General features: G+C 69.4%; 8 protein-coding genes and 1 riboswitch. Of the genes, 4 read left to right on the top strand and 4 right to left on the bottom strand.

Going from position 1 to position 12516, the window contains the following annotated elements:
* Positions 1-106: 106 nt before the first annotated feature.
* Together thrC and ACW172_RS10960 are read left to right on the top strand one after the other, a co-directional pair.
* Positions 107-1510, top strand: a complete 1404-nt coding sequence (gene thrC / locus ACW172_RS10965; protein ID WP_492031572.1) for a threonine synthase — start codon at positions 107-109, stop codon at positions 1508-1510.
* Positions 1511-1599: 89 nt separating this feature from the next.
* Complete coding sequence (locus ACW172_RS10960; RefSeq protein ID WP_492031571.1) at positions 1600-2673, top strand: helix-turn-helix domain-containing protein; 1074 nt, start codon at positions 1600-1602, stop codon at positions 2671-2673.
* A 46-nt stretch (positions 2674-2719) separates the two neighbouring features.
* Here the strand turns inward: ACW172_RS10960 and thrB are convergent, their stop codons facing one another.
* Both thrB and ACW172_RS10950 read right to left on the bottom strand, forming a co-directional pair.
* Positions 2720-3670: a homoserine kinase gene (gene thrB, locus ACW172_RS10955; RefSeq protein ID WP_492031570.1), complete on the bottom strand. Its 951-nt coding sequence runs from the start codon at positions 3668-3670 to the stop codon at positions 2720-2722.
* Positions 3671-3673: 3 nt separating this feature from the next.
* On the bottom strand, positions 3674-5419 hold the full coding sequence (locus ACW172_RS10950; protein ID WP_492031569.1) for an amino acid kinase family protein: 1746 nt from the start codon (positions 5417-5419) through the stop codon (positions 3674-3676).
* Positions 5420-5858: 439 nt separating this feature from the next.
* A riboswitch (SAM riboswitch) is annotated at positions 5859-5983 on the top strand.
* Between the two features lie 78 nt (positions 5984-6061).
* Here ACW172_RS10950 and metX point away from each other — a divergent pair.
* Both metX and metB read left to right on the top strand, forming a co-directional pair.
* Complete coding sequence (gene metX, locus ACW172_RS10945; RefSeq protein WP_492031568.1) at positions 6062-7138, top strand: homoserine O-succinyltransferase MetX; 1077 nt, start codon at positions 6062-6064, stop codon at positions 7136-7138.
* On the top strand, positions 7135-8325 hold the full coding sequence (gene metB / locus ACW172_RS10940; protein ID WP_492031567.1) for a cystathionine gamma-synthase: 1191 nt from the start codon (positions 7135-7137) through the stop codon (positions 8323-8325). Before metX ends, metB begins: the two co-directional genes overlap by 4 nt.
* Here the strand turns inward: metB and ACW172_RS10935 are convergent.
* Together ACW172_RS10935 and ACW172_RS10930 are read right to left on the bottom strand one after the other, a co-directional pair.
* Positions 8322-8852 carry a P-loop NTPase family protein gene (locus ACW172_RS10935; protein ID WP_492031566.1) on the bottom strand — a complete coding sequence of 177 codons (531 nt, stop codon included), beginning with the start codon at positions 8850-8852 and terminating at the stop codon, positions 8322-8324. The genes metB and ACW172_RS10935 overlap by 4 nt on opposite strands.
* Before the next feature lie 94 nt (positions 8853-8946).
* Positions 8947-12486 carry a TonB-dependent receptor gene (locus ACW172_RS10930; RefSeq protein WP_492031565.1) on the bottom strand — a complete coding sequence of 1180 codons (3540 nt, stop codon included), beginning with the start codon at positions 12484-12486 and terminating at the stop codon, positions 8947-8949.
* Positions 12487-12516: the final 30 nt, after the last annotated feature.

Below are 12516 nucleotides of genomic sequence, written 5' to 3'. Positions count from 1 at the left end.
GCCAGCCCGCAAAACGCACCGAGCATCCATGGCAGCAAATATGGTCGCCGCTTTCAGGCGAAATGCGGGTGACGGCGGCGCTTCGGCTGGGTACGACCAATCCATCATGACCGACGCCGCCGCCCGCTACATCTCGACCCGTGGGGACACGACCCCGACAGACTTCGCCGACGCCTTGCTGCGCGGCATGGCGCCCGACGGCGGCCTCTACATGCCCTCGGCCTGGCCGAAGCTGACCCCCGGAGCGACCGCGCCGGGACAGTCCTATGTGCAGATCGCCGGGGCGGCGATGGCGCCCTACATCGGCGACGCCCTGCCGGAAGGCGCGCTGGACCGGGCCCTGCAAAAACTGGTCGCGGGTTTCGACGACCCGGCGGTGACGCCTCTGGTCCAGCTGGCCGACGACCTGTGGATGCTGGAGCTGTGGCACGGCCCGACGGCGGCGTTCAAGGACCTGGCCATGCAGCTGGCCGCCGCCCTGTCGGCGGAGGCCCTGGCCGCCTCGGGCGAGCGGCTGACCCTGGTCACGGCGACCAGTGGCGACACCGGCGCCGCCGCCGTCAACGCCTTCGCCAACAAGGCCGGGATCGACCTGATCGTCCTGCATCCACTGGACCGCGTCTCGGCCGTGCAGCGCCGCCAGATGACGACCGTCGAGGCCGACAACGTCCTGAACCTGGCCATTCGCGGCGACTTCGACGACTGCCAGCGGCTGGTGAAGGGGCTGTTGTCCGAGGAATCCCTGCGCGAACGCAGCCGCTTCTCCTCGGTCAATTCGATCAACTGGGCGCGGCTGGCGGGGCAGATCCCCTACTACATCTCGGCCTCGATGCAGCTGGCTGCGGCGGGCGAGACCCGGGCGCCCACCTTCGTCGTCCCGACCGGCAATTTCGGCGACGCCTTCGCCGGGATCGCGGCGCGGAAGATGGGCCTGCCGGTCGCCGGCTTCGTCGCGGCGGTGAACCAGAACGACGCCCTGGCCCGGGCCATCAACGACGGCCTCTACGCCCGCCGCGCCGCGGTGGAGACGGCCTCGGTTTCCATGGACGTCCAGGCGCCGTCGAACTTCGAGCGTCTGGTGTTCGAGGCCTCGGGCCGCGACGCCGCCGCCACCCGCGCCGTGTTCGAAGCCTTCGCCCGCGACGGCCAGACCACCCTGCCCGCCGACCTCCTGACCGCCCTGCGCGCCGAGGTCTCGGCCGTCTCCGTCGACGAGGCGACAACCCGCGCCGAGATCGCCCATGCGTATGAGACGTACGGCAAGGTCGTCTGCCCGCACACGGCCGTGGCCCTGTCGGCCGCACGCAAGCAGCTGAACGGCTCCGGTCCCGTCGTCGCCCTGTCGACCGCCCACGCCGCCAAGTTCGGCAAGGACGTCGCCCCCGTGGTCGGCTTCGATCCCGACCCGCCTCGTGTCATCCGCGAGCTGGGCGACCGGCCCGAGCGTCTGACAGTGATCGAGGCCACGCCTGAGGCGGCGCTGGCGGCGGTGAGGTGGTTCCGGTCCTAACCGCCTGCCTCTCCGGATTCTTTCGACAAATCACACATTGTCGGATACCGATTCCGGATCGCGTGTGGGGCGTATCGGCGGTAGCGACAGTGCCAGAGAGTTCAATTCGATCAGACAGGGCGCTCAGCGTCGCCTGGGCCATATCGTCCGAACAGCAGCCTGACGCCTACGAAAGCTACCGCGCCACCATCGCGGACTTCTATGAGGTTTCGGGCGTCGCCGACCAGGGTCGCCGGGGCTTTCGCAGCCAGACCAAGGCCTGGCGGTTCGGCGCCACCGCCTTCGCCCGGGGCCGCTCGGTCGCCCAGACCCTGACGCGCGGGCATGGCGAGATCCGGCGCTCGGGCATCGATCAGATCAGCATCATCGTGAACCTGACCGACACCATCGGCGACTGCGACGGGCGCGAGACCATCGCAGGCGCGGGATCGGTGCAGTTCCGCGACCTGGCCCGGCCCTCGGCGTCACGGGTCGAGAGCGTCGACACCATCAACCTGGTCACGCCCCGAACCTCGGTGCCGTCCTGGCTGCTGGGGCGCAAGGTGCACGGTCTGGTCCTGCCGCCGTCCAGCCCGGGCGGGCGGCTGGTGGCGTCGCATCTGAAGACCCTGTCGGAGGTCGCCGGCGACCTGACCGAGGAAGAGGGCGTCGCCGCCGTCGAGGCCACCTTCGTCATCGCCGAACGGTTCCTGGGCCGAACCGGACCGGTCGCGCCCCTGCATCTGGAAAGCATCCACCGCACCATCCGCCAACGCGCCATGCAGGTGTTCGACGCCCGCGCCGCCGACCCGAGCCTGAACGTCAATGAGGTGGCCCTGGCCATCGGGGTGTCGCGCAGCGCCCTGTATCGCGCCTTCGGCGACATGGGGGGTGTCCAGACCTATGTGCTGAACCGGCGGCTGGACCGGGCCTATGCCGACCTGCGGGTCTCGGGTGGCGGACGGCTGGCCAGCATCGAGGACATCGCCTCGCGCTATGGCTTCGGCACCCGCATCCGCTTCGACCGGGCCTTCCGCGAACGCTTCGGCTTCCCGCCCTCGGAGGTCGCGCCCGTCGGCTTCGTCGGACGCGGCGCGCCGCTGGCGGCCAACGAAGAAGGCTATCTGGACGGCGCAGCCCACGACGTCGTGGTCGACTGGCTGCGCCGGGGCGAGGCGGCCTAGAGCTTGATCCCTCAAGCTCTCACCGGAAACTGATGCCGGTCAGGCATCAGACCGTTTCGGATACCCGCCAATAGGCCATGCGGCGGAAGAAGGCGGCCGGGTCCTTGGGCGTCACCAGTTTCGTCGGGTCGTGGAAGATGCGGTCGTGCAGCCGGGTCAGGGTGAAGCGCAGGGCCGCCGCCTCGCCGAGCAGCGGCAGGGCCTTCTCCTCGGCCCAGGTCAGCAGCCGCACCGATTCATAGCCGCGCCGGAAGGCCTCGACCGCGCCCGCGATCTCGCGCCCCTCGCCGTCGAAACCCCAGGCCGTCAGGGCGATGGCGAGGTCATAGGCGAAGGGGCCGTCGCAGCCGAAATAGACGTCGATGACGCCCGAGACCTGACCGTTCTCGAACAGGACGTTGTCGGGGAAGTAGTCGGCGTGGATGGCACCCGACGGCAGGTCGTCCGTGAACGGATCGCCGATCCGCTCCAACGCCTGACGGCAGTCGGCGACCAGCTGGCGGTCCTCGGCCGTCGTCGCGCCCGAGGCGGAGCGGTCGAGCAAGGCCTTCCAGACCGGCGGTCCCACGGGGTTGGCGCGGCGGCCGGCGAAGCGGCGGGCCGAGAGGTGGAAACGGGCCAGGGCCGCGCCCGCGCGGGCGACCTCGTCCGGCGAGGGCTCGCGCAGCCAGACGCCCGACAGCCATTCGACCACCGCCGCCGGACGGCCGTTCAGCTCGCCGATCCATTCGCCTGATCTGTCCCGGAGCGGACGCGCGGCGGGATAGCCGGCCGCGCCCAGATGGTCGGTCAAACCCAGGCAGAACGGCAGGGAGGCGGCGTCGGTGCGCCCCTCGAACAGGGTCAGGACGAAGCGGCCTGTGGTGGTCTCCAGCCGGTAGTTGGTGTTCTCCACCCCCTCGGCGATGGCGTGCAGCGACACGAACTCACCGGCGGCCGGATAGCCGCCGACGAAGGCTCGCGCCTGATCGTCCGAAACCGGAGTGAAGACCGCCATGACCTAATGATACCCGAGAGCGGCGTGTCGCGCGCGCACGATGTCGGCGACGTCGGCGAGCACGCTTTCGGTCGTCGGCCAGCGCCCGGCGCCGCGGCCCTTGCACGACCAGACCCGGCCGTCCTCGCCATAGACCTTGAGCGCATTGCGTTCGCCGCGGAGGGCCAGGAACAGCGGATCCTCGAGCTCGCGGTTGAGCAGGACGGTGGCGTCGAGCCCGGCGTCGGACTTCACGCAGGCGCCGATCTGGCGCACGGGCGCGCCGTTCGGGCGAAAGGCGTCGGACAGGACGTCGCAGGTGATCGTCCCCTCGCCCGGCGTCTCGCCGAAGGCCTCATAGGACAGCAGGCGCACCTTGGCGGCGGCGTCGCGGCCTTCGAGATCCGAAGACGGATCTTCTTCCGCGAAGCCCGCCACCCGGGCGTCGGCCAGGGCGTCGGCGAAGTCGGCGCCGGCGCTGAGGCGGTCCAGCATGAAGTTGACCGTGCCGTTGAGCACCGCCTCGAAGCGGGCGACCGGACCGGCATGACGCGCGGCCCGAAGCGTCTCGATCATCGGGGCGCCGCCGCCGACCGCGGCCGAATAGACCAGCAGGGCCTTGTGCTGATCCGCCAGGGCCTGAAGCCCAGCGGGGTCGCGGCTGATGGCCTGTTTGTTGGCGCTAGCCACGTCGATCCCGGCCTGAAGCGCCTCGCGGATCAGGTCGTGGCCGGCCTCGCCTTCCGAAAGCGCCTCGACCAGCAGGTCGGGCTTCTGGGCGAGGAAGGCGGCGCGGTCGGCGGTGTAGAGCTCCGACGGGGCGGCGACGTCGCGCGCCTTCTTCGGATCGCGCACCAGAACGCCGGTGACCTGATAGCGGGGATCGCCGAGCAGTCGGGCCAGGAGGCCGCCGCCGACCACGCCGCAGCCGGCGATGGCGACCCGGATCGGGGCGTCGGGCACGGACGGTCCGGGAGGGGCGGAATGGTCGCCGACCACCGTGCCGCCGGCGCGCGCCAGACCCGCGACCTCGATCTCCACCCCGCGCTGCTGGCCCAGGTCGATGGCGTCGTGCTGCACCAGGGCCCCGCCGTGACGGCGCGCATCATCCCAGGAGGCGCGGCGATAGCGCAGCGGCTTGCCCGAGGCCGAGGCCGGATCGCGGTCGTACAGACCGTCCACATCCTTGACCAGCCGCACCCGCTTGAGGCCCAGTTCGGCGGCGAGGAAGACCGCCGTCATGTCCGAACCGCCGCGGCCCAGCAGGGCCACCTTGCCGTCCGGCCGCACGGCGCCGAAGCCCGGGACCACCACCACCTGATGCTCCGACAGGGCGTTCAGCAGGGCCTGGCCGCGCAGGTCGCAGGGGTGGGCGTGCTCGGGCGGGCCCTCGGCGACGATGCCCAGTTCGCGGACGGACAGGGCCACGGCGTCCAGCCCGATCCGGTCACAGGCGATCGCCGTCAGGGCCGCCGCCTGCTCCTCGCCGAGCGCCACATAGCCGGGCAGGAGGTCGTTCTCATGGTCGAGGCCCAGCAGGCGGGCGTCGGCCAGAAGCCGGTCGGTCTGACCGCCGAAGGCCGAGACCACCGCCACCACCTTCCGCCCCGCGCGGACGTGGCCATAGACCTCGGACGCCACCGCCGGCGCATCGGCCTGGGAGCGCAGGATGGAGGAGCCGAACTTGAGCACCACGACGTCGAGCGCGGCCCCCTGTTCGGCGGCCGGTTTGAGAGGGTCGGATTTCTGAACGACGGAGAGATGGGACATTTTCGGTCTCGGAGGCGGAAGGGGGTGCGGAAAATCGGGGGTGGAGATCGGGTAAGAAAAAACCCGCCCGGGGGTCCGGGCGGGTCTGGGTTGGTGCTTGTCGGTTCCGACGCGCGCTAACCTGTCCCCGCCCTGGAAGGGCCGGTGATGGTCATACCGCCGGTGGTGGTGAGCGCAGGCGTGCCCGTCCGCGCCGTCACTGCGGCGGCGGTGGTAATCGAAATGGCGATGCGGCCAGAACGGATCACGGGGTGAACCTTGCGAAGAAGTTGGCTCAAGGGTGTCGGGCCTCAACGCCGCCGTCAACCCCATCGTGGAAGTTTTTTGCGCATTATCGGGTTTCAACGAGTATAGGGCGGCACACCTCCCGAAGCGTTGCGCGGGTATGCGGTGGATTTTTCCGCTTGACCTGAACCCCTGTTTTGCCTCACGGTTATTTCACTCATCAAGACCGACCGAGGGATAGGCCCTTTGACGTCGGGGCAACCATCGGATTCCGTCCGAACGGTGCCAACTCCTGCGAGGCCAACTCCCAAGATTGGGGAAGGTCGCGAGAGATGAGTGGAGCGTCGGTTTACGGCGGCGCATCCACGCATCTGTCATCGCATCGGAGCCTTGCTGGGCGGGACTGATGCGACGACGATGGCCTTCGATACCGAAACCACCGAACCCTTCTGTAGCGCCGACGGCGATGCCGTGCGCGTGGACGTCAAGCCGCGCGCCTTCGTGCCGGAGCTGCGCCGTATCCGTCAGGGCAACGCCGTCGACGTCGTCGTCGAAATCCCCGCCGACTTCCGCCTGCAGTCGGGCCAGCGCCTGAACCAGACCACCGTCACCGGCCGGCTGCACGGCCGCGAAGGCGCGCCGCTGGTCGTCGTCGCCGGCGGCATCTCGGCGGGCCGTTTCGTGCATCGGACCGAGACCAACGGCCTGGGCTGGTGGTCGGACGCGGTGACCGCGGGCGGGCCGATCGACCTGCGCCGCTGTCAGGTCCTGGCCTTCGACTACGCCCCCGGCGCCGATGCCGAGGGCGAGGAACTCGTCACCATCACCACCCAGGATCAGGCCCGTCTTCTGGCCCTGCTGCTGGATCATCTGGGCGCCGAGACCGTGGCGGCCGTGGTCGGCTGCTCCTACGGCGGCATGATCGCCCTGGCCTTCGGCGAGCTGTTCCCCCGCTGGGCCGAGCAGCTGGTCGTCGTCTCCGCCGCCCACCGCGCCCATCCCCAGGCCACCGCCTGGCGCGGCATCCAGCGCCGCATCCTGAAGCTGGCGGTCGAGGCCGGCCGGCCCGAAGACGGCGTCGCCCTGGCCCGCGAACTGGCCATGACCACCTATCGCACCGCCGAGGAGTTCTCCGAGCGGTTCGACACCACCGCCCCCCTCGCCGCCGGTCAGGCCTATCCGGTCTGCGAATACCTGACCGCGCGCGGCGTGGCCTACCGCACCCACACCACCCCCTCGCGCTGGCTGTCGATGTCCGACTCGCTGGACCGCCACTCGGTCACGCCCGAGGCCATCACCACCCCCGTCACCCTGGTCGGCTTCACCTCCGACCGGCTGGTGCCGATCGACGACATCCGCGAACTCGCGGCCCGCCTGCCCACCCTGTGGCGTCTGGTCGAGGCTCCGTCCCTGTACGGCCACGACGCCTTCCTGAAGGAGGACGCCTTCGTCGGCGACATCCTCCGCTCCGTTCTCAAGGATATCGACCAGTGACCCGTACCCCCCGTTCCGCCAAGGACATCCGCACCATCTGCGCCCGCTCGGGCGTGGATCAGGATTCGGCGCACGGCGCGGTCATGCCGCCGCTCTATCTGTCGTCGAACTATTCCTTCGCCGGCTTCGACCAGAAGCGGAAATACGACTACGCCCGCTCGGGCAATCCGACCCGCGACGTCCTGGCCGAGACCCTGGCCGAGCTGGAAGGCGGCGCCGGCTGCGTGGTCACCGCCACCGGCATGGCCGCGGTCGACCTGCCGCTGAGCCTGCTGTCGCCCGGCGACCTGCTGATCGCCCCGCACGACTGCTACGGCGGCACCCACCGCCTGCTCTGCGCCCATGCGAAGAAGGGCCATTTCGAGGTCCTGTGGGTCGATCAGGGCGACCCGGAAGCCCTGGCCGCGGCCTTCGCCCTGAACCCCAAACTGGTGCTGGTCGAGACCCCGTCCAACCCCCTGCTGCGCGTCGTCGACGTCGCCGACATCTGCGTGCGCGCCCACGCCGTCGGGGCCAAGGTGGTCGCCGACAACACCTTCCTGTCGCCTGCCCTGCAGCGCCCGATCGAACTGGGCGCCGACATCGTGGTCCACTCGACCACCAAATACATCAACGGCCATTCCGACGTCGTCGGCGGGGCGGTGATCTCCGCCGATCCGGCCGACCATGCCGAGCTGGCCTGGTGGGCCAACTGCCGGGGCGTGACCGGCGGCGCCTTCGACGCCTATCTGACGATGCGCGGCATCCGCACCCTGTTCACCCGCATCGAGCGGCAGCAGGAAACGGCCGGCCACGTCGCCGCCCTGCTGGAGGCCCATCCGGCGGTGAAGACGGTCTACTATCCCGGCCTGAAGTCGCATCCGAACCACGCCCTGGCCGCGCGCCAGCAGCAGGGCCCGGGCGCGATGCTCAGCTTCGAACTGGTCGGCGGCGTCGAGGCCGTGCGCACCCTGGTCGAGACGCTGGAAACCTTCACGCTGGCCGAGTCGCTGGGCGGCGTCGAAAGCCTGATCGCCCACCCGGCGACCATGACCCACGCCGCCATGACGCCCGAGGCCCGTGTGGTCGCCGGCATCACCGACGGCCTGCTGCGCCTGTCGGTCGGTCTGGAGCATCAGGACGACCTGATCGCCGACCTGGTCCAGGCCCTGGACGCCGTCTCGGTCGAACAGGCCGAAGCCGCTTAGGGGCGGGTCAGCCCGTTGGCGCGGTAGAATTCGTTCAGCGCGGCGGGCGTCGCCAGCCGGATCTTCGGCAGGTCGAAGCCCTCGAAGGCGAGGCGATCGCGCGCGCGGTTCGAGCGGGTGGTGACGGCGATGTGGTGGATCATCACCCACTTCACGCTGTCGCGCCCGCCCTCGAGGCCGCCCACCCTGCCCCGCTCGAACCAGCTGCGCCGCGCATAGCGGTAGAGGCTGACGGCCGTCGGCAGCTCCAGCCGGATCACGCCGGTGGCGCGTTCGAGCCGGGCGGGAAGCAGACGCGAATAGTTCCCGTCCATCGCCCACCGCTCGCTCGCGATGGCCTCGGCGTGCAGACGCACGAACTCTTCCGGCGGCCGCTGGACCCAGTCGGTCCCCGGCAGGTGATGCAGCTGATCGAGGTGCACAGCCGTCAGACCTCTCGCCCGCGCGATGGCCTCAGCGAGGGTCGACTTGCCGCTGTTCGACGGCCCCAGGATGATGATGCGCGGCCCGAGGTCGTCGAGGGTCATGCCGCCAAGGTGGCGTCATCCGTCGCCGGTGACCAGCCGGCGCCGATCAGAAAAGTCGGGGCCGCCCCTCGCAGGGCAGCCCCGTCTCCCATCGTCAGAAGCGGTACTTGAAGCCCAGGACCACCGACCACAGGCTGGCCGCCTGATCGACCGTCGGGGTGGCCACGGTCGTCGCATTGGCGGTGGTGTAGCTGTAGCGGTAGCTGGCGCAGACCGGGCTGGCGGCGCCGGCGACGGCCCCGGTCGCCGTGGCGCACTGGGCGTTGACGATGACGGCGCCCGAGCGGCTGTTGGAGTATTCCTTCACCACGCCCCAGCGGTTGTTCAGCAGATTGCCCAGGTTGGCGACATCCACGGTGAACAGCAGGCTGTTGCCGCGGACCGGGCTGGGGATTTCCTGGGCGAACTGGAAGTCGAAGCGATCGACGTCGGGGTTGCGGCCGATGCCGCGCTTCAGGATGCCGCCCATCGGCAGGCCGAACTGGTTGACCACCGCCTTCAGCCGATCGACCGAGGTCTGGCTATCGAAGAAGACGTTGACGCCGTTCTGATCGACGAAATGCAGCGGGTTCAGCGGATCCGGAGCGTTCAGGTTCGGAATATAGGCCAGGGCGTCGTCACGGCTGACGCCGAAGGTCGGGTTCCGGTTGCCCGCCGGGTCGCTCATCAGGAAGCTGATCGGACGGCCCGTGTGACGCTCGCCGAACAGGGTGAAGCGCGACACCCAGCCGGGGATGAACTCGGCCTTGTAGGCCAGGTTCAGCTTGAAGGCCCGCTCGATCTGGTTGTTCGCATCGCCGCGCGCCGGGGCGTTCGGGTCCCGATCGAAGCTCTGGTCGGTGTAGTAGGCGCCCGAGGTGCCGTTGCCGCCGGCGGTGGTGCCGAACTCGGAGATGCCGCCGTACTGCGAGCCCTTCTGGATGGCGTAGGAAGCCCAGGCCTTCAGGTCGCCGAAGTCGCGACCGACCGAGAAGGCGGCGGTGCGGCTCCAGGCCTGCTGATCCGGATTATAGGCCTGGATGTCGCCGAACAGGCCGAGGTTGGCGAGGTCGGGGTTGGAGGCGACCGGCAGCCCCTGGGCCGCGCGGGCGGCCAAAATGGCGGCCGGGGTGGCGCCGGCGATCTGCAGCCCGTCGTAGCGCAGGCGGCCGTCCGGGGTCAGTTGCTGCACCCCGTTGACCGTCAGCAGGCGCGAACGGATGTCGCGGAAGGCGACGTTGTTCTCGGACCGGCTGACCACGCCGTCGAAGCCCAGGTCGAAGCCCCAGAGGGTGGTCTTGTAGGAGAGGTTGGCCTTCCAGTCCGAGGGCATTTCGAAGCCGGGCGCCAGGGAGTTGGTGAAGGCGTTGCGACGCGCGGCGCTGTCGGCGGTCAGGATGGCGTTGGCCGTCGCCGAAGGCGTGGTGATGAACGATCCGTCGGCCTTGTTGAGGTTCAGCAGGGCGTCGCCCTGGGCCTGGGAGATGACCGTCGAGGAGGCGGTGTCGAAATAGGTGCCGTCCGCCTGGCGACGGATGGCGAAGCTGTTGGTCAGGGCGCCGGTCGTCGCCCCGTAGCTGTTGCCGAGGAAGACGTCCGGCACGCCGCCCGAGACCAGGCCGAAGCCGCCCGACAGTTCGAAGGTGTCGCCGTTGTACTTGGCCGAGACGCGCGGCATCAGGACGTCGATGCCGTCGTAGCTCTGCTGGTTGTTATAGCCGTAGCGGGTGACGAAGTTGGCGTTCAGCGTCGGCTTGACGTCCGACACATAGTTGTCCCAGCGCAGGCCGTAGTTCAGCGTCAGCCGGTCGGTGACGTCCCAGGTGTCCTGCAGCAGCAGGGAGTGGATCGAATAGTTCAGGACGGCCGCGGCGTCGGTCGTATTGCCGGTGAGGGCGTTGCCGTACGACAGCTGGTTTGCGCGCCCGGCGACGAAGTCGGCGACCGAGTCGAAGTAATAGACGCCCTTCGCCTGCTGAAGGAACAGGTTGTAGATGTCGACCTTGCGGTACTGGTAGCCGCCCTTGATCGTGTGGCCGGCGATACCGGTGAAGTTGCCGATGAAGGACCCGGCGTATTCCTTGGTGGCCAGGACGTTGGCCTGGCGGAACTGGTCGGGACCGAAGTTGATCGAGGGCGTGCCCGAGGTGCACGAGAAGGTCGCGCCGCCGGCCGGGTTGGTCGGGTCCGTACAGATCGAGATGTTGGCGAAGCCCTGGCCTTCCGGCGGCTGCTGGCCGCGGGTGTACTCACGATAGGCGACGCGGCCTTCGGTCGAGAAGACGTTGTTCCAGCGCGAGTTCAGCTGGATCGAATAGTTGTCCTCGACCTCGGGCTGGACGTACCAGTTGGTGTCGAGGCTGATGCTGGTCCCCGAAGGGCTGCGCTTCCACACCGAGCTTTCGGCGTGACGGTAGGTCGCCGACAGGCGCTGGCCGTCGATGATGTCGTAGTCGAGCTTCAGCGAATATTTCTCGTCGATGATCGGCTCGACCTGGGCGACCGTGCCCGGCTTCAGCAGGGTCGAGGCGGCATAGCCGTTCCAGTTGGCAAGGACCGCGTCGATGTCGGCCTGGGTCGCGCCCGTCCCGGTCGAGACGCCCGGGATGCGGTTGAAGACGTTGGCGAAGCCGGCGCCCAGCGGCCCCGTGCCGGTGGTGTCGAAGCTGGTGAACTTCTCGTACGAGGCCGCGAAGAACAGGTGATCGGGGATGATCGGACCCGAGAGGAAGAAGCCGTAGTTGTCCTCGTCGATCGTGTTGACGACCTTGCGCTCACCGGCCAGCGGCGCCTGGAGGATGTCGTTGCCGGTGAAACCGACGAGCGGCAGGGTATCGCCCGCCAGGTCGGTCGAGCGGTAGTTGTAGAAGGCCGAACCGTGGAACTGGTTCGAGCCCGAACGCAGGATCAGGTTCAGGGCGCCGCCGGTGAAGTCGCCGTCCTCGACGTCGAAGGGCACGGCCTGGATCGACATCTGCTCCAGCGCCTCGAAGGAGACCGGGCCGCGGTTGGTCGACAGACCGCCGGTGTTCAGGCCGTAGCTGTCCTGCGACCGGACGCCGTCGATGGTGATGCGGTTGGCGCGCGGCGAGGAGCCGGCGATATAGAGGCCGCCCGAAGGGCCGGTGCTGCGCGCCACGAAGTCGAGGCTGGCCAGCGGGTCGCGGCGGCCGATGTCGCGGATGTCGCGGCGGACCGAGACGACCGATTCAATGCCTTCGCGGTTGATGGTGGTGCGCGAGCCGACGTTGGCCAACTGGGTCGTGGTGGCGCGGCGGGCGCCGGTGACCACGACCTCGGACAGTTCGTCGACGGGGGCGAGGGTCAGGCGCACGCGCTGGGCGTCGCCGACGTTCAGCGACAGGTCCTCGATGGTCTGGGAGGCGAAGTGGGGGGCGACCGCCATGATCCGGTACGGACCGCCGACTCGCAGGCCGCGCACGTCAAAGCCGCCCTCGGCGTTGGTGACGATGACCTGCTCGGCGCCGGTCGGGACGTGGGTCACGGTGACGGTCGCGCCGGACAAGGCGACGCCGTTGGCGTCTACCACGACGCCGCGCACCGCGGCCGTCGTCTGCTGGGCGTAGGCCGGCGCGGCGGCGAGCGCGAGGACCGCCAGGGCTGAGCCGCCCGCGAGCATTCTGGACAAAGACATTTGAGATCCCCCCGGAAACATCCATGGCGA

The sequence above is a fragment of the Brevundimonas sp. ALps5 genome, assembly GCF_058681645.1.
This window is presented reverse-complemented; position numbering and strand designations above follow the sequence as displayed.